The sequence below is a fragment of the Streptomyces sp. NPDC031132 genome, from assembly GCF_055570595.1.
Window position 1 is genome coordinate 134,432 of record NZ_JBVIGX010000013.1, and the last position, 16,520, is coordinate 150,951.

Annotated in this window: 17 protein-coding genes and 1 tRNA gene; 12 read left to right on the plus strand and 6 right to left on the minus strand. The window is 71.7% G+C overall.

What is annotated here, in order from left to right; translation table 11 throughout:
• The first annotated feature begins 97 nt into the window (after positions 1-97).
• Positions 98-673 (plus strand): TerD family protein, encoded by a 576-nt coding sequence (locus tag ACZ49B_RS21100; protein WP_030156998.1) that lies wholly within the window; start codon positions 98-100, stop codon positions 671-673.
• A 68-nt stretch (positions 674-741) separates the two neighbouring features.
• Positions 742-1,257 carry a GNAT family N-acetyltransferase gene (locus tag ACZ49B_RS21105; protein ID WP_468308027.1) on the plus strand — a complete coding sequence of 172 codons (516 nt, stop codon included), beginning with the start codon at positions 742-744 and terminating at the stop codon, positions 1,255-1,257.
• Positions 1,258-1,273: 16 nt separating this feature from the next.
• On the opposite strand, the gene ACZ49B_RS21110 is transcribed toward ACZ49B_RS21105, so the two are convergent.
• Positions 1,274-2,692 carry a M1 family metallopeptidase gene (locus ACZ49B_RS21110; protein ID WP_468308030.1) on the minus strand — a complete coding sequence of 473 codons (1,419 nt, stop codon included), beginning with the start codon at positions 2,690-2,692 and terminating at the stop codon, positions 1,274-1,276.
• 36 nt (positions 2,693-2,728) lie between these two features.
• Positions 2,729-3,286 carry a GlcG/HbpS family heme-binding protein gene (locus ACZ49B_RS21115; protein ID WP_468308032.1) on the minus strand — a complete coding sequence of 186 codons (558 nt, stop codon included), beginning with the start codon at positions 3,284-3,286 and terminating at the stop codon, positions 2,729-2,731.
• Between the two features lie 375 nt (positions 3,287-3,661).
• Here ACZ49B_RS21115 and ACZ49B_RS21120 point away from each other — a divergent pair, with 375 nt between their 5' ends.
• The 4 genes from ACZ49B_RS21120 to ACZ49B_RS21135 all read left to right on the plus strand — a co-directional run bounded on the left by ACZ49B_RS21120 (position 3,662) and on the right by ACZ49B_RS21135 (position 7,295).
• Positions 3,662-4,789: a sensor histidine kinase gene (locus tag ACZ49B_RS21120; protein WP_468308253.1), complete on the plus strand. Its 1,128-nt coding sequence runs from the start codon at positions 3,662-3,664 to the stop codon at positions 4,787-4,789.
• Entirely contained in the window at positions 4,786-5,427 is a 642-nt protein-coding gene (locus tag ACZ49B_RS21125) for a response regulator (RefSeq protein WP_468308034.1), read from the plus strand. Before ACZ49B_RS21120 ends, ACZ49B_RS21125 begins: the two co-directional genes overlap by 4 nt.
• Before the next feature lie 187 nt (positions 5,428-5,614).
• A complete protein-coding gene (locus ACZ49B_RS21130; RefSeq protein ID WP_468308036.1) occupies positions 5,615-6,700 on the plus strand; it encodes a M4 family metallopeptidase in 1,086 nt (361 codons plus the stop codon).
• Between the two features lie 91 nt (positions 6,701-6,791).
• Complete coding sequence (locus tag ACZ49B_RS21135; RefSeq protein ID WP_468308037.1) at positions 6,792-7,295, plus strand: hypothetical protein; 504 nt, start codon at positions 6,792-6,794, stop codon at positions 7,293-7,295.
• A 357-nt stretch (positions 7,296-7,652) separates the two neighbouring features.
• Here the strand turns inward: ACZ49B_RS21135 and ACZ49B_RS21140 are convergent, their stop codons facing one another.
• A complete protein-coding gene (locus ACZ49B_RS21140; protein ID WP_468308040.1) occupies positions 7,653-8,345 on the minus strand; it encodes a pentapeptide repeat-containing protein in 693 nt (230 codons plus the stop codon).
• A 173-nt stretch (positions 8,346-8,518) separates the two neighbouring features.
• Between ACZ49B_RS21140 and ACZ49B_RS21145 the strand changes: the two genes are divergently transcribed.
• The gene (locus tag ACZ49B_RS21145; RefSeq protein WP_468308042.1) at positions 8,519-9,022 is read left to right on the plus strand and encodes an FBP domain-containing protein; all 504 of its coding nucleotides are present in this window, start codon (positions 8,519-8,521) and stop codon (positions 9,020-9,022) included.
• A gap of 34 nt (positions 9,023-9,056) precedes the next feature.
• On the opposite strand, the gene ACZ49B_RS21150 is transcribed toward ACZ49B_RS21145, so the two are convergent.
• Positions 9,057-9,536, minus strand: coding sequence for a GNAT family N-acetyltransferase (locus ACZ49B_RS21150; protein WP_468308044.1), 480 nt, complete (start codon positions 9,534-9,536; stop codon positions 9,057-9,059).
• A 53-nt stretch (positions 9,537-9,589) separates the two neighbouring features.
• A complete protein-coding gene (locus tag ACZ49B_RS21155; RefSeq protein WP_468308046.1) occupies positions 9,590-9,739 on the minus strand; it encodes a hypothetical protein in 150 nt (49 codons plus the stop codon).
• Positions 9,740-9,902: 163 nt separating this feature from the next.
• On the opposite strand from ACZ49B_RS21155, the gene ACZ49B_RS21160 reads away from it, so the two are divergent.
• Positions 9,903-11,282, plus strand: a complete 1,380-nt coding sequence (locus ACZ49B_RS21160; protein ID WP_468308048.1) for an NAD(P)/FAD-dependent oxidoreductase — start codon at positions 9,903-9,905, stop codon at positions 11,280-11,282.
• Positions 11,283-11,366: 84 nt separating this feature from the next.
• Here the strand turns inward: ACZ49B_RS21160 and ACZ49B_RS21165 are convergent.
• A tRNA-Thr gene (locus ACZ49B_RS21165) sits at positions 11,367-11,442 on the minus strand.
• A gap of 163 nt (positions 11,443-11,605) precedes the next feature.
• Here ACZ49B_RS21165 and ACZ49B_RS21170 point away from each other — a divergent pair.
• The 4 genes from ACZ49B_RS21170 to ACZ49B_RS21185 all read left to right on the plus strand — a co-directional run bounded on the left by ACZ49B_RS21170 (position 11,606) and on the right by ACZ49B_RS21185 (position 16,395).
• Positions 11,606-13,006 carry an RNA-guided endonuclease InsQ/TnpB family protein gene (locus tag ACZ49B_RS21170; RefSeq protein WP_468308051.1) on the plus strand — a complete coding sequence of 467 codons (1,401 nt, stop codon included), beginning with the start codon at positions 11,606-11,608 and terminating at the stop codon, positions 13,004-13,006.
• Between the two features lie 878 nt (positions 13,007-13,884).
• A complete protein-coding gene (locus ACZ49B_RS21175; RefSeq protein WP_468308054.1) occupies positions 13,885-14,973 on the plus strand; it encodes an ABC transporter ATP-binding protein in 1,089 nt (362 codons plus the stop codon).
• Between the two features lie 181 nt (positions 14,974-15,154).
• Entirely contained in the window at positions 15,155-15,568 is a 414-nt protein-coding gene (locus ACZ49B_RS21180) for a hypothetical protein (protein WP_468308056.1), read from the plus strand.
• A gap of 47 nt (positions 15,569-15,615) precedes the next feature.
• Positions 15,616-16,395, plus strand: coding sequence for a nucleotidyltransferase family protein (locus ACZ49B_RS21185; protein ID WP_468308059.1), 780 nt, complete (start codon positions 15,616-15,618; stop codon positions 16,393-16,395).
• Positions 16,396-16,520: the final 125 nt, after the last annotated feature.

A 16,520-nucleotide genomic window follows, 5' to 3' on the forward strand; every position in this document is an offset into this window, starting at 1 on the left:
GAGTGGAACCTACGGCCCCCCTCCCCGCGTTATGAAGGTCAGCGGTACCTTGGCCACAATCTCGCGGCCATGCGACGAGGAAGGGACACCAGTCAAAATGGCAGTAAGCCTGTCCAAGGGCGGCAACGTCTCGCTCACGAAGGAGGCCCCCGGCCTCAGCGCCGTCACGGTCGGCCTCGGCTGGGACGTCCGTACGACGACCGGTGTCGACTTCGACCTGGACGCCTCCGCCATCGCGGTCAACGCGATGGGCAAGGTCGTCTCCGACGGTCACTTCGTCTTCTTCAACAACAAGTCCACCCCGGACCAGAGCATCGTCCACACCGGTGACAACCGCACCGGCGAGGGCTCCGGCGACGACGAGTCCATCAACGTCAACCTCGCCACGCTCGCGGCCGACGTGGACAAGATCGTCTTCCCGGTCTCGATCTACGACGCCGACGCCCGCAGCCAGAACTTCGGCCAGGTCCGCAACGCGTACATCCGCGTCGTGAACCAGGCCGGCGGCGCCGAGATCGCCCGCTACGACCTCTCCGAGGACGCGGCCACCGAGACCGCCATGGTCTTCGGCGAGCTCTACCGCAACGGCGCCGAGTGGAAGTTCCGCGCGGTCGGCCAGGGTTACGCCTCCGGCCTGACCGGTATCGCCCAGGACTTCGGCGTCAACGTCTGAGCCGGCACCGTCGCAGCCGAAGCCCCCTCCCGGCCGTCCGGGGAGGGGGCTTCGCTACGGTTCGGCGGGTGATCCTCCAACCGCTCGCTCCCGTGGACGGCGCACTGCCCGGGCCGGTCCTCACCGAGATCGCCGCGCTCTACGCGACCAACCGCGCCTTCTTCGAGCTCAGCGGCGACTTCCCCGACCCGGCCCGCATCACGGTCGAGCAGGTGGCCGCGGCCCTCGCCGACGAACTCGCCCACGACGGCGCCGAGGTGCTCCTGGCCCGCTCCGCCGGCCGGCTGGTCGGCCTGGCCGCCACCCTCGCCCACCACCCCGACTCCGCCTCCGGCGATCCGGACCCGTGGATCGGCCTGCTGCTCGTCGACGCCACCGCGCACCGCCAGGGGTACGGGCGCACCGTCGCCGCCCTCGTCGAGGACCGGTTCCGCGCCGCGGGACGGGCCGGCCTGCGGCTCGCCGTACTGGACGACAACCCCGCCGGCCTGGCGTTCTGGCAGGCCCAGGGCTACACCGCCCTGCGCCGCGCCAAGGACCGCGAGCACGGTCGCGACTGCACGGTGCTGCGCAAGGCCCTGTAGGCCGACCGCGCAAGGCCTACTTCGGCCGGCCCTCCCCGTACAGCCAGACGTCCCAGACCTTCTTCAGGTCGTGCCCCGTCGTCCGCTCCGCATACGCGGTGAACTCGGCGGTGCTCGCGTTCCCGTACCGGTGGTCCTGGGGCCAGCCGCGCAGCAGCGCGAAGAACTTCTCGTCGCCCACCTCCTGGCGGATCCGCTGCAGGACCATCGCGCCCCGGTAGTACACCGGAGTCTCGGAGATGTCCTTGGCGCTGGGCGGGTCCGCGGGCGGGAAGGCGTCCCAGTCGGAGTCGGCGTCCTTGTCGACCGCGGTGTCGCCCGCGAGGAACGCGTCGAAGTACTGCTGCGCGGTCGTCCCGCCGTGGTCCTCGGACCACAGCCACTCGGCGTAGGTCGCGAAGCCCTCGTTGAGCCACATGTCCTTCCAGGACTTCGGCGACACCGAGTCGCCGAACCACTGGTGGGCCGTCTCGTGCAGGACCAGCTTCTCGTCGGGTGCGCCGGAGAAGACGGGTTTGGTCTGCGTCTCCAGCGCGTACGTGAGGGTCTCGGCCGGCAGCACGATCGCCCCCGCGGTGGCGAAGGGGTACGGGCCGAACCTGCGGCTGCCCCACTCCACCATCTCGGGCAGCCTGGCCAGCGCCGGGGCGCTGGCGGCGGCCTCATCGGGCGTGACGGCCTCGTAGAGGGCGACCCCGGACGAGGTCCGCCCGGTCGTCACCTTGAACTTGCCGATCGCGGCGGTGGCCAGGTAGCTCGCCATCGGCTCCGGGCTGTGCCAGGCGAACTCGGTCTGCCCGTCGGCGGTGTCGGTGCGGGACTTCAACTCGCCGTTCGAGACCGCCTCGTAGCCCTTGGGGACGGTGAGGGTGATGTCGTACGTGGCCTTGTCGCTGGGGTGGTGGTTCCCGGGGAACCAGGCCATCGACCCGATCGGCTCGCCGACCCCGACGGCGCCGTCCGCGGTGGTGATCCAGCCCTCCTTGGCGCCGTCCGCATCGGTGATGGGCTTCGGCTTCCCGTGGTAGTCGATCTCCGTCCGGAAGACCTCGCCCTTCTTGAGGTCCGCGGCCGGACGCACCGTCAGCTCCCGCCCCGTCCGGTTGAACCGCGCCCCCTCGCCCTGCACGGTGACGCCCTCGACCTCCAGCCCGCTCAGGTCGAGGTTGAAGGAGCTGAGCCCCTGCTCCGCGCGGGCGGTGACGACGGCGGTGGCCTTCAACTCCCCGTCGGCGGGGTCGTAGTCGAGGTCCAGGTCGTAGTGCTCGATCTGGTAGCCGCCGTTGCCGGCCTTGGGGAAGTACGGGTCGCGCAGCCCGGACGCACCCGGCCGCCCATGCACCGTGCCGGCCGTACACCCCGTGGTGAGGGCGAGCAGGGCGGCAGCGACGGCTGCAGGGGCGGCGAGGCGGGGGAAAGCGCGGCGGTGTTCCACCCGCCCGATCCTAGATCGGGCAGGTGGCGCCGGGGTCTACTTGTCGAGGGAGTCGGCGCCGGCCTTGGCGTACTTCTCGTCCAGGTCGCCGCTCGGGGCGCCGGCCACACCGATGCCGGCGACCGGGGCGCCCTTGGACTGCACCGGGGTGCCGCCGCCGAGGAAGAGGGTGCCGGGGATGTCCTTCAGGTTCGGGGTCTGGGCGAGGCGGCCCGCGAGCACCGAGGTCGGGGCGTTCCAGGACACGGCGGTGTAGGCCTTGCGCTGCGCCGACTCGTAGGACTGCGGGCCCGCGCCGTCGCCGCGCAGGGTGACGATGGTGTTGCCGTTGCGGTCCACGACCGCGACCGTCACCTTCTGGTTCTCCTTCTGCGCGGCCTCGAGCGCGGCCTGGGCGGCGCGGGTGGCGGCGTCGATGGTGAGGTGGGTCGTGGTGGTGAAGTTCTTCTCGTTCGGCTGGCCGTCCTTCTTGGCGGCGGCGACGGCCGGAGCGCTCTCGGTCTGCGCGGCGCTGGCGCTGACCGCGCCGAAGGTCCCGGCGCCGAGCGCGACGGCGAGGGCGGTACCGGTGAGAACGCGGGTGCGGGTGTTCATGTCTGCTGCTCCTGAGTGCATCGGCTGGGTACGTCGGCGGCGCCGTCGACCGGGTGCGGCGCCGTCGACCGGGGGCGTCGGCTCGTTCTGCTGCTCCAAGCCTGGGCCCGTACCCGGCGCCCACCGGTCCCCGTACCGGCTCGCGACGGCTGCCGCACCGGTTGACCCCGGGGTCGACCGATCGGTCGATGCGGACCGGGTACGAGGACGGATTGGCTGGTCGGCGCCATCGCGTACGACCAGGCACGATGGAGCCAGACACCGACCCGGGAGCCCGCCGTGAGCCACCTGAGCCGCACCCCGCCACCGGCGCCGCGGACGCCCGGCGGGCCCGGCACGCCGGGGAAGGCCGACACGCGCACCCTGGCGACCGTCATGCACACGGCGTTCTTCCTCCTCCTCGGCGCCTCCGTGGCCCGCTTCCTGCTGCGCCACCCCGGCTCGCCCGGCACCCCGTGGATCATCGCGCTCAGCATCGCGCTGGCCCTGCTGTACGTACTCGGCCCCGCGCTCGGGGCCGCGCCCACCGTGCGGCGGCTGATCTGGCTCGGGCTGGTGGTGGCGACCTGGGTGGTCCTGGTCGTCCTCGCGCCCAGCTTCGCCTGGTGCGCCGTCCCCCTCTTCTTCACCGCGCTGCGCACCCTGCCGCCCCGCGCGGCGATCGTCCTCGTGGCCCTGCTGACCGTGTTCGTGGTGGCGGCCCAGCTCAAGCTCTCGAAGGAGTTCGACCCGAACCTCCTGCTGGCCCCGCCCGCGATCGCCGCGCTCGCCACCGCCGTCTTCGTCCACATGGAGCGACAGGCCGAGTCCCAGCGCGCGCTGATCGACGACCTGATCCGCACCCGCCGCGAACTGGCCGCCACGGAGCGCCGCGAGGGCACCCTCGCCGAGCGGCAGCGGCTGTCGATGGAGATCCACGACACGCTCGCCCAGCACCTGTCCAGCCAGCAGATGCTGCTCCAGGCCGCGGACCGCACCTGGGACAGCGACCCGGCCACCGCCCGCGCGCACGTCCGTACCGCCACCGGCATCGCCGCGCGCGGGCTGGCGGAGGCGCGGCGCCTCGTCCACGACCTGGCCCCGCCGGAGCTCGAAGGGGGCGGCGGCCTCGCGGACGCGCTGCGCGCGCTCGATGCGGGCCCGGAGATCGAGGTCCGCTTCCACCTGGAGGGCGCCCCGGCCCCGCTCCCGGACCGGGTCCAGTCGGCGCTGCTGCGGATCGCGCAGGGGGCACTGGCCAACGTACGGGAGCACGCGCACGCCCGGACCGCGGCCCTGACCCTGAGTTTCCTCGGCGACCAGGTGGTCCTGGACGTCGCGGACGACGGCGAGGGCTTCGCCGAGCCGCGGCCCGGTGCGCGCGGGGCGGCCGGCGACCGCGGGCACGGGCTCCCGGCGATGCGCGCCCGCGTCCGCCAGCTCGGCGGCACCCTGACCCTCGAATCCACCCCCGGCGAGGGCACGGTCCTCTCCGCGGCCATCCCCCTGGAGCCCACCGGATGACGACTGCAACCGGCCCGATGACGACGATCCTCCTCTGCGACGACCACGCGGTGGTGCGTGCCGGCCTGCTGGCGCTGCTGGGCAGCGCGCCGGACATCGAGGTGCTGGGCGAGGCCGGCAGCGGCGAGGAGGCCGTGGCCCTGGCGGCCAAGCTGCACCCGGACGTGGTGCTGATGGACCTCCAGCTCGGCGAGGGCATCGACGGGGTGGAGGCCACCCGCCGCATCACGGCGGTGACCGACCCTCCGCACGTCCTGGTCCTCACGACGTACGACACCGACGCGGACGTCACCCGCGCCATCGCGGCGGGTGCCACGGGCTACCTGCTGAAGGCGGAGCGCCCGGAGGAACTGTTCTCCGCGATCCACTCGGCGGCGGCGGGCCGTACGACGCTCTCCCCGCCGGTGGCGAGCCGCGTGATGGCCCACATGCGGGGCTCCCGCCCGACGCTGACGGACCGCGAACTGGACATCCTGGGCCAGCTGGCGCGGGGCCTGGGCAACCGGGACATCGCGCGGGCCCTGTTCATCAGCGAGGCCACGGTGAAGACCCACCTGGGCCGCATCTACGACAAGCTCGGCGTGGACACGCGCGCTGGAGCGGTCTCGGTGGCCAAGGAGCAGCGCCTGCTGCCGTGACGGGGCCCGTGCCCTGGCGGTGCTCCCCGCTCCGCCCCTGACGGCGTCGGGTTCCGGACACCGGGCGGGGGCTGTTCGGACAACCCGGCCGGGATCGCCGAAATCCTTGTCGCAGACCTGCCAAAACCAGGGGCCGTCCTGTCACGCTCACTCGCGCCGCCACCCCGGCCACCGCGAAGGAGCCCGAGTGACCCACCCGACGTCCTCTCCCCGCACCCGCCTCGCCGTCCTCCTCGCCGCCGTCGCCGTCATGACGGTCACCGCAGCCACGGCCACGGCTGCGCCTGCGCCCCCCGGCAGCACCGGTACCGGTCACAGCCAGCACGCCGGCACGGTGCCCCTCACCACCTACTTCACCGGCAGCACCTACCAGCTCCGCGACACCACCCGCGGCGACCAGCGCACCCTCGACGCCATGAACCAGACCGGCGGCGGCACCCTCTTCACCGACCCCGACAACGACTGGGGCGGCACCGGCACCCCCGCCAACCGCCAGTCCGCCGGCGTCGACGCCCACTACGCCACCGCCGCCACCTGGGACTTCTACAAGGGCGTGCTCGGCCGCAACGGCATCCGCGGCGACGGCGCGGGCGTCACCTCCCGCGTGCACTACGGCAGCAACTACCCGAACGCCTTCTGGGACCCGTCCTGCACCTGCGCCAACTACGGCGACGACCCCACCACCGGCCGGACGCTCGCCACCCTCGACATCGTCGGCCACGAGCTCACCCACGGCGTGATCGCCGCCACCGCCGGACTCGCCTACTCCGGCGAACCCGGAGGCCTCAACGAGGGCACCGCCGACATCCTCGGCACCTCGATCGAGTTCTTCGCCGACAACACCAACGACGTCGGGGACTACTTCATCGGCGAGCGCGTCTTCGCCGACGGCCCCCTGCGCCGCATGGACCACCCCAGCCTCGACGGCCACTCCCGCGACTACTGGTCACGCGACATCGGCACCCTCGACCCCTACGCGGCCTCCGGCCCCGCCCGGCACTTCTTCTACCTCCTCGCCGAAGGCAGCGGGCCCAAGGAGATCAACAAGATCTCCTACGACTCCCCCACCTACGACGGCTCCAAGCTGCTCGGCATCGGCCGGGACAAGGCCGTCCGCATCTGGTACCGGGCCCTGAGCAGCCACATGACCTCCACCACCAACTACGCCCGCGCCCGCACCGCCACCCTCACGGCCGCAGCCGACCTCTACGGCCCGGGCAGCGTCGAGTACGGGCGCGTCGCCGCCGCCTGGACGGCCGTCAACGTCCGCTGAGGGCGGGCCGCCGACCGCCGGGACGGGAACGGCCGCCCACGCACCTGCACCGATAACACCATCGGGCCGCACCCGTGACACCATCGGGTACGTGCTCGACATCGGCTACTCCCTCTCCCGGCGCTTCCCGGACCCCCCGCAGACCGACTACCGCTCGGCGGACGTCCACTCCCTGCGCCACGACCTGTTCTGCGGGGACGTCTACCTCGCGGACACCGCCAAGGACCGGGAAGTGTCCACAGCCTGGGGATGGGTGCCCGTACTGGACTTCGCCTGGGCGCTCTGCGACATCGTCGAGCAGCTCGACCAGGACCCGCGCGGCAGCCGCTCCTCCAACCGCCAGTACGCCGAACTCGACTTCACCGAGTCCACCGACCGGATGCTGTTCGAGCGCCGCTTCGGCTGGGTCGACATCGAGGCCGACTGGATGCCGTCGGAGGAAGAACCCCTGACCTTCAGCCACCGCCTCCTGCGCCGCGAAGCCCGCGACTTCCTGCACGACCTGATCGCGGACCTGACCGACATGCACGACACCCTGGCCGACAACCCCACCATCTGGACCCTCCAGGCCCGCTTCCCCCGAGTCCCGGCGTAGCCCTGGCGAGGCGCAGCCCGGCAGCGCGACGACCCCGAGCACAGTCCGAGAAGCCCCGGGCACAGCCGACCTCCGGCTGGTCGGACGCAGCCCGAAACCTCGCAGTCCGGGGCCCGGCCCCGGGAGCCCCGGGCGCAGCACGAAACCTCGCAGGTCCGGGGCCCAGCCCCGGAAGCTCCGGGCGCAGCCCGGGCTCCGGCGGGTCCGGGCGGAGCCCGGGGAACGGGGGAAGGGCGGGCAGGGGACAGCCCCGCGCAGCGGCACCCCCGCAGCCCCCGCCCAGCCCAGCCGCACACCCGCAGCCGCACCCGGCAGGCCGCCCAGCTGCATCCGGCCTCCGGCCGACGGCGCCGCGGGCTACGACACGACCCGGAGGCCCAGCTGCGCAGCCAGGGCCGGGGCCAGGTCGAGGAGCTGGCTCGGGCTGATCACCGCCCCGGACAGCGCGTCCACCCCCCGAGCGATGTCCAGCTCCGCGGCCCCCCGCAGATCCACGTCCGCCATCCGCGCCCCCGTGAAATCAACCCCCCGCAGCGCACACCCGCGGAACTCCACCTGCTCCAGCACCGCGCCCGCGAAGTCCGCCTCCACCAGCACGCACCCGTCGAACACCACGTCCTTGAGCCGCGCCTTCCGCAGGTTCAGGTAGTCGATCTTGCCCCCGCGGACCACCACCCGCTCCAGCACCGCCCCGTGCAACTGCACCCCGCCCAGGCGCGCCTCCACCAGCTCCACGTCCCGCAGCGAAGCCCCCGACAGGTCCGTCCCCACCCCCCGGACCCCCTCCAGCACCGAGTCCAGGATCCGCGCCTTCGCCAGCCCCGCCTCGTCCAGCGCGCACCGCCGCAGCGCGCAGTCCATGAACCGGGCCCCGATGCCCTCCTGCCCGCCCAGGTCCAGGTCCGCGAACTCCAGCCCGTCGTAGTCCCCGTCCGGCTCCAGCTCACCGCCCTCCCACGCGCTCAGCTCCGGCAGCCGCACCTCCGGCCGCCGCGCCGCCTTCACCGTCTCCCGCTGCCCCTGCTGCCCCTGCTGTCCCTTGCGCGCCATCCCCCCATCGTCCCCCGCCCCACTGACAACGGCAGCCGCCGGCCGCCGCCCACCGCCCCCTCGAATCCCCCGCCACCACCGGCAACGTCGCCCTCGAGCCCCTGAGGACGCCCCCCGCCCCGCCGGTAATATCGGATGACAGCAGCCCGTACCCCCACGTACCGTCCCCCGACGTGGACCCCCTCACCGAGAAACAGATCCGTTCGTCCTTCGTGAACTGCACCAAGGGCGAGGCAGCACGCCTCAAGCTCCCCCTGGACTTCGGCGAACTCCCCTGGGAAGACCTCGACTTCCTCGGCTGGGTGGACCCCGGCGCCCCGCTCCGCGCCCACCTCGTACGCCAGGACGCCGACGGCACCCCCGTCGGCATCACCCTGCGCGTCCCCGGCACCAGCCGCACGAGCGCCCTCAAATCCAGCGTCTGCCAGATCTGCCTCACCGGCCACGCCGCCTCCGGCGTCTCCCTCCTCGTCGCCCCCCTCGCCGGGACCCGCGGCCGCGAGGGCAACACCGTCGGCATCTACGTCTGCGCCGACCTCGCCTGCTCCCTCTACATCCGGGGCAAGCGACAGCCCAAGCTGCGCGCCGGCCACCACGAGGAGACCCTCACCCTCCCCGAGAAGATCGACCGCGCCCGCACCCACCTCGACGCCTTCACCGCCAAGATCACCGGTTGACGACGGCGCACCCCACCGGCTCGGCGCAGCAGCCTCAGCCCTGCGCCGAGCCGAGCCTCTTCAGCGGCCCGTCCGTCAACCGGTACACCGACCACTCGTCCTGCGGCCGCGCACCCAAAGCCTCGTAGAACGCGATCGTCGGCTCGTTCCACTTCAACACCGCCCACTCGAGCCGCTCGTACCCGCGCTCCACACAGATCCGCGCCAGCTCCGCCAGCAGCGCCTTCCCGTGCCCGCCACCGCGCACCCCCGGCCGCACGTACAGGTCCTCCAGGTAGATCCCGTGCACCCCGCGCCACGTCGAGAAGTTCAGGAACCACACCGCGAACCCGACGGCCTCCCCGTCCTCCGTCTCCGCGATGTGCGCGAACGCCGCAGGCCGCGCCCCGAACAGCGCCTCCCGCAACTGCTCCTGCGTGGCCCGCGCCTCGTGCGGCACCTTCTCGTACTCCGCCAACTCGCGGATCATGGCGTGGATGACGGGGACGTCTTCGACAACGGCGCTACGGATCATGCCGGCAGCCTAGAACGCCCCCGGTTCCGCCGAGGAGGGCGGGCGGGCGTCCGTCACCGCCGGCCCAGCAGGACCTCCGCCACCGCCAGTTGCTCCTCGTCCAGCTCCCCGGCCCCGTCCGCCACGTCCTCCACCGCCCCTCCGAGCAGGGCCGCCACCACGACCGCACCGACGACACGCCCCGCGCGCCCTGCCCTACGCACGCCCACCATCAACCAAACCTCCCAGAACCATGACAAAACCCCCGCCGTCACCCTAACGGGGCACCCGCCCCCGCCACACCAGCCAAAAGGCCACCCCACCCACCCCGAAACCCGACATCCGGCACCTGGACACCCCTCCGGAACCCCGTGTACCAACTCCCCCATGACGATCAACGGCGGCATCTCCTTCTGGTACGCGACGGACCACACCCCCGCCCAACCACCCCGCGCACCCCTCACCGGCCACGCCACGGCCGACGTCGTCATCGTCGGCGGCGGCTACACCGGCCTGTGGACCGCCTACTACCTCAAGACCGCCGCCCCCGACCTCCGCGTCACCGTCCTCGAGCAGAAGTTCTGCGGCTACGGAGCCTCCGGCCGCAACGGCGGCTGGCTCTACAACGGCATCGCCGGACGCGACCGCTACGCCGAACTCCACGGCCACCAGGCCGCGCTCCGCCTCCAACAGGCCATGAACGACACCGTCACCGAAGTCATCGACGTCGCCGCCAAGGAGGACATCGACGCCGACATCCACCGCGGCGGCGTCCTCGAAGTCGCCCGCACCCCCGCCCAGCTCAGCCGCCTCAAGGCCTTCCACACCGCCGAACTCGCCTTCGGCGAAAGCGACCGCGAGCTCTACGACGCCACCGACACCCGCGCCCGCATCGACATCGCGGACGCCGTCGGCTCCAGCTGGACCCCGCACGGCGCCCGCATCCACCCCCTCAAGCTCGTCAAGGGCCTGGCCGCCGCCTGCGAACGCCTCGGCGTCGTCATCCACGAATCCACACCCGTCACCGAGATCACCCCCCGCCGGGCCATCACCCCGTACGGCACGGTCCGCGCCCCCTACGTCCTGCGCTGCACGGAGGGCTTCACCGCAGCCCTCAAGGGCCAGAAGCGCTCCTGGCTCCCGATGAACTCGTCGATGATCGCGACGGCCCCGCTGCCGCCCGAGGTCTGGTCCCGCATCGGCTGGTCGGACGCCTGCACCCTCGGCGACATGGCCCACGCCTACATGTACGCCCAGCGCACCGCCGACGACCGCATCGCGATCGGCGGCCGCGGCGTCCCGTACCGCTTCGGCTCCCGCACGGACACCGACGGCACCACGCAGCGGTCGACGATCACGTCGCTCACGAACCTCCTGACGTCCTTCTTCCCGCTCCTCACGGGAGTGGAGATCACCCACGCCTGGTCGGGTGTCCTCGGCGTCCCCCGCGACTGGTGCGCCACGGTCACCCTGGACCGCACGACGGGCCTCGGCTGGGCCGGCGGCTACGTCGGCTCGGGCGTCGCCACCTCCAACCTCGCGGCCCGCACGCTGCGCGACCTGGTCCTGGGCGAACCCTCGGACCTGACCACCCTCCCCTGGGTCGACCACCGCGTCCGCCGCTGGGAGCCGGAGCCCTTCCGCTGGCTCGGCGTCCAGGCCCTCTACGCGGCCTACCGCGAGGCGGACCGCCACGAATCCGCGACCCACACCCCGACGACAACCCCCCTGGCCCGCCTGGCCAACCGCATCTCGGGCCGCCACTGACACACGAAAGGCCCCGGACCTCAACGGTCCGGGGCCTTCCACTTCTGTACGAATCCCTCGGTTCAGCAAACCTCTGACCTGGGATGGAGCCGCCTATCGGAATCGAACCGATGACCTGAGCATTACAAGTACCCTGCTCTGCCAACTGAGCTAAGGCGGCACACGTGACACTGCACAGCGCACAGAATCGCCCTCACTTTACACAGCCCCGAGACCGAGCCGCGAAGAACTTTTCCGACGAGGCGTGACCCTCTCGCCCCCATGTTCGTTCTACGGACTGGAGTGCACGTCCGACTATCGGACCGTAGGGCTGGGGAGGGGTCGTGGCCGAGGCCACCGAGCAAGAGGCGCGCATCGTGGGCGCTGAGGCCAAGCGCGTCAAGCGCGAGGTCCTGGGCATCCCCGACCGGCGCAAGCACCGTGAGCGCGCCGCCAAACCGCTCAAGAGCCGGGTGAAGGAACCGGGAACGCAGCAGCGGGTGTACCGCTACCGCTTCTATCCGACCGAAATACAGGCCCAGCAGCTGGTGCAGACGTTCGGCGCCTGCCGGTGGGTCTACAACGAGGGCCTCGCCCTGCGCGCCAACGCTTGGCGGGACCACCGCGTCTCGGTCGGTTTCGCCGAGACGTTCCGGGCTCTCACGGGGTGGAGGCAGGCCAAAGGGACCGCGTGGCTCCAGGCCGTGTCCTCGACCGTTCTCCAGCAGTCGCTGCGCCATCTCGACGCCGCTTTCACCCGCTTCTTCAGGGGAGCGGCGAAGCACCCACAGCTGAAGCAGAAGCGTCGATCCCGGGATTCGGCAACGTACGTCCGCACTGGGTTCCGCTGGCGAGAGGACCCCGAACGGCCGGGGACGGGGCTCATCTCCTTGGCCAAACAGACCGAGCCGCTGGACGTGCGCTGGTCCCGTCCGCTGCCGGCGGGCGTAACGCCGGTGAAGCTGACGGTGACCCGCGACCGCGCGGGCCGGTTCTTCCTGTACGCCCTCGTGGAGGAGCAGATCGCACCGCTGCCCGCCGCATTCGTCCCCGGCACGAGCGCTCCCAAGGCCGTCGGCCTCGATCTCGGCCTGGCTGCCCTCGTGACGACGGACGACGGACGCACTGTGGAACACCCCCGGCTGCTGAAGAAGTACGAGAAGAAGCTGGCGCGGCTTCAGAAGGAGCTGCATCGCAAGCAGAAGGGGTCGAGCAATCGCGGCAAGGTCCGGGAGAAGATCGCCAGGCTCTACGCGTTGATCAGTGACGTCCGAAAGGACGGGCTCGACCAGCTCACCACCCGCCTCGTGCGCAAGAACCAAGTGCTCGCGGTGGAGGACCTGCCGGTCGCGAACCTGATGCGGTCCGCCTCGGGGACCGGCCGTCGTCGGAAGGCGAAGCTCAACCAGTCGATCACCGATGCGGCGTGGGGCGCGTTGCTGCGCATGCTGCGCTACAAGTGCGAGTGGTACGGCCGCACGCTGGTGATCGTGGACCGGTTCTTCCCGTCGACGCGTCGCTGTTCGTTCTGCCACGCGAAGGGGGAGCGGCTCGACGTGTCGGTCCGGTCCTGGAGATGCGGAGAGTGCGGGGTCGTTCACGATCGGGATGTGAACGCCGCGGTGAATCTGCGGGACGAAGGGCTTCGGCTGTACTGGTCGGTGGCGATGGCGCTACCGCCGGGGCGGGGCGTGCCATCGATCATCAGGGCTTCGGAACTGCCGGAGTGCGTCGTTGCGGCGTAGGCCGCGCATGCATACGGGCCGACGGGCCGTCGGTCTTCTCGCCTGTGGAGTCTGTGTCAGCCCGTCCGGTGCGGTCCTCAGGGCCGCACCGGACGGCAACCGACGGTGAAACAGGAAGGCTCGCCCGCGAGGGCGGCACAGGGGCAGGAAATGTGGTGCTCTGCCCCTGCCGGCCAAAAGTCAAGCGCTCTGCCAAGCCACCGAGCCTTCAGGACGGGCTCCGTCAGGGGGCGGAGGTTCCAGACGTGCTCGATCGCCTCCGGGTCGAGGGGCGTTTCGTAGTAGTCCTCGGCGAACTCGCGGTAGGCCTCCGGGGTGCCCGCCGCCAGGACGCCGAAGAGGTGGCCCGTGCCGTCGTCCGAGTCCGCGGGGATCTCCACCGGGCCCGCCCGCCAGGCGGTGTCGGCGGTCTCCGCCAGAACACCGCGGTGGCCACCGGCATGCCGTCGTCGCAGAAGGCCGGCTCCGCGAGCAGCGGCCGGAACACCTCGGGCAGGGTGTCCACCAGCCCGGGCCACAGCGCCCTGTCCTCGTTCGCGTACGGGCTCATCCGCGACTCGTGGTCGAACCCGCGGCCGAAGGCCCCGTCCGCCGTGAAGAGGATCGCGTACTCGTCGCCCGATCCGTTGTCCATCAGTGCCGCCGTGGCCCGGCAGCGGGCGCGGAGGACGGGGATGTCGGGCAGGGCGCGGATCAGCTCGTGGACGCTCATGGCCGGCAGCCAAGCAGATGCCGCCGACAGAGGCGGAAGTCACCGTCCCAGGGGTGCTGACAGGACGGGATCGGGCAGGTAGCGTCGGGCGGAAGTCCGATTACTGGACTAGACCTTCCACTCGGATCGTCCGGCACGTTCCTGCCGGTAGAAGGGATTCATCACCATGGCTTCTGTCACTTTCGACAAGGCGACCCGGCTGTACCCCGGCGGCGACAAGCCCGCCGTCGACGAGCTCGAGCTGCACATCGAGGACGGCGAGTTCCTCGTCCTCGTCGGGCCCTCCGGCTGCGGCAAGTCCACCTCGCTGCGCATGCTGGCCGGCCTGGAGGACGTCAACGGCGGCGCCATCCGCATCGGCGACCGCGACGTCACGCACCTGCCGCCCAAGGACCGGGACATCGCGATGGTGTTCCAGAACTACGCGCTGTACCCGCACATGACCGTCGCCGACAACATGGGCTTCGCGCTCAAGATCGCCGGCGAGGACAAGGCGACCATCCGCAGGAAGGTCGAGGACGCGGCGAAGATGCTCGACCTCACCCAGTACCTCGACCGCAAGCCGAAGGCGCTCTCGGGTGGTCAGCGCCAGCGCGTCGCCATGGGCCGTGCCATCGTGCGCAAGCCGCAGGTGTTCCTCATGGACGAGCCGCTGTCGAACCTCGACGCCAAGCTGCGCGTGTCCACCCGTACCCAGATCGCGGCGCTCCAGCGCGACCTCGGGATCACCACCGTCTACGTCACCCACGACCAGGTCGAGGCCATGACGATGGGCGACCGCGTGGCGGTTCTCAAGGACGGTCTGCTGCAGCAGGTCGACACCCCGCGCAACATGTACGACCGTCCGGCGAACCTGTTCGTCGCCGGCTTCATCGGTTCCCCGGCCATGAACCTGGTCGAGGTCCCGATCGCCGACGGCGGCGTGAAGTTCGGCGAGACCGTGGTCCCGGTCTCGCGCGAGGCGCTGTCCGTCGCCGCGGACGCGGGCGACCGTACCGTCACGGTCGGCGTGCGCCCGGAGCACTTCGACGTCGGCAGCGAGGGCGGTCTGACGATCACGGTCAACGTCGTCGAGGAGCTCGGCGCCGACGGCTACGTCTACGGCCGGACCACCGAGGCCGAGGGCGGTCAGGACATCGTGGTGCGCGTGGGCGGCCGCCAGGTGCCGGAGAAGGGCTCGACGCTGCACGTGGTGCCGCGGGCCGGTGAGATCCACGTGTTTTCGACGTCTTCGGGTGAGCGGCTCTCCGACTAACACGCCGGACGAGCATGACGGACAGGGGCGCTCCTTCCCGGGGCGCCCCTGTTCGCATCCGGGGCAGACCGGGCCATTCGGCCCCACTCGTCAACCCTTAATTCGAAAAGCCACATCGAACCATCCCCCGACCGGGTGACTAAATGTCGCCAAATCTTCACCGAGCGCTACTCTCGCCCTCGTGACCCACACTGCCCGCCGTATCGGCCGATCCCTCGCCCTGGTCCTGCCCGTCGTCCTGGTCCTGTCCGGGACCCTCGCGGTCACCATGGTCCCCTGGGCGGACAACACCCCTTCCCAGATCCTGACCGCCTCCGCCGAGGACGTGTCCGTCCCCGCGAAGCCGCGCGCCGCGCAGGACGTGCTGCGCGACAAGCTGCTGAGTGAGCTGCAGCAGGGCGAGACGCCGGGTGACGTACTGACGCACCTCCAGCGGGAGGTGGACCGGCGGCCGTCGTTGGCCGAGCACTGCGTGGGGATCGCGCGGGCGCTGGGCCGGGCTGCGGTGGATGCGTACGGTCCGACGAAGGCGCAGTCCTTCGCGCGTCCCGTGTGCGACACCGCGTACGCGACCGGTGTCGCCTCCATGGGCTGACGGGCGTCGCCGTACTCTTCCGGGTCGGGGCCTCTACGCTGACGGCCATGACCGACGTTCCTCCCGTGTCCCGCTTCTCCGTTTCCGCGGCCGCGTTCCCGGCTTCCCTCGCTCAGGCGCCTGCTCAGGCAGTCGTGTTGGCGGGTGGCCAGGGTTCGCGGCTGCGTCCGTATACGGACGACCGGCCGAAGCCGATGGTGGAGATCCCGGGGACCGGGGTGCCGATCATCGGGCATCAGCTGGCGTGGTTGGCGGCGGAGGGGGTGACGGACGCCGTGGTGTCGTGCGGGCATCTCGCGGAGGTGTTGCAGGACTGGTTGGCCGAGGCGGACCTGCCGCTGCGCGTGACGACGGTGGTGGAGGAGGAGCCGTTGGGGCGGGGTGGTGGGCTGAAGTTCGCGGCCCGGCAGTTGCCGCATCCGGAGCGGGCCTGGTACGCGACGAACGGGGACGTCTGGACGCGGTTCTCGCTGCGCGAGATGGCGGCGTTCCATGCGGAGCGGGGGGCGACGGCGACGTTGGCGCTGGCGCGGCCGCGGATTCCGTGGGGTGCGGTGGAGACCAACGAGTTCGGGCAGGTGCTGGACTTCATCGAGTCGCCGCCGTCGCCGTATCTGATCAATGCGGGCGTGTACGTCTTCGGTCCCGAATTCGCGGCGCTGCTGCCGGACTTGGGTGATCACGAGCGTACGACGTTCCCGCGGCTGGCGCGGGAGCGGCGGCTGGCGGGCTTTCCGCTGCCACAGGGGGCCTACTGGCGGGCGATCGACACGGCGAAGGACCTGACCGAGGCGGCGCGGGAGTTGGCCGCGCAGAGCGGCCCCTGAGGCCCTGCGCGTGGCGTACGGAGCCGGGGGGGGGGGGGGGGGGGGGGGGGGGGGGGGGGGGGGGGGGGGGGGGGGGGGGGGGGGGGGGGGGGGTTGGGGGGGGGGGGGGGGGAGGGAGAGGAAGA

Bases quoted from the DNA above. Each gene is read 5' to 3' on its own strand.
- ACZ49B_RS21100 (WP_030156998.1), top strand. From the start codon at position 98: ATGGCAGTAAGCCTGTCCAAGGGCGGCAACGTCTCGCTCACGAAGGAG.
- ACZ49B_RS21115 (WP_468308032.1), bottom strand. From the start codon at position 3,286: ATGAACACCCGCACCCGCGTTCTCACCGGTACCGCCCTCGCCGTCGCG.
- ACZ49B_RS21120 (WP_468308253.1), top strand. From the start codon at position 3,662: ATGCACACGGCGTTCTTCCTCCTCCTCGGCGCCTCCGTGGCCCGCTTC.
- ACZ49B_RS21125 (WP_468308034.1), top strand. From the start codon at position 4,786: ATGACGACTGCAACCGGCCCGATGACGACGATCCTCCTCTGCGACGAC.
- ACZ49B_RS21140 (WP_468308040.1), bottom strand. From the start codon at position 8,345: ATGGCGCGCAAGGGACAGCAGGGGCAGCAGGGGCAGCGGGAGACGGTG.
- ACZ49B_RS21150 (WP_468308044.1), bottom strand. From the start codon at position 9,536: ATGATCCGTAGCGCCGTTGTCGAAGACGTCCCCGTCATCCACGCCATG.
- ACZ49B_RS21160 (WP_468308048.1), top strand. From the start codon at position 9,903: ATGACGATCAACGGCGGCATCTCCTTCTGGTACGCGACGGACCACACC.
- ACZ49B_RS21175 (WP_468308054.1), top strand. From the start codon at position 13,885: ATGGCTTCTGTCACTTTCGACAAGGCGACCCGGCTGTACCCCGGCGGC.
- ACZ49B_RS21185 (WP_468308059.1), top strand. From the start codon at position 15,616: ATGACCGACGTTCCTCCCGTGTCCCGCTTCTCCGTTTCCGCGGCCGCG.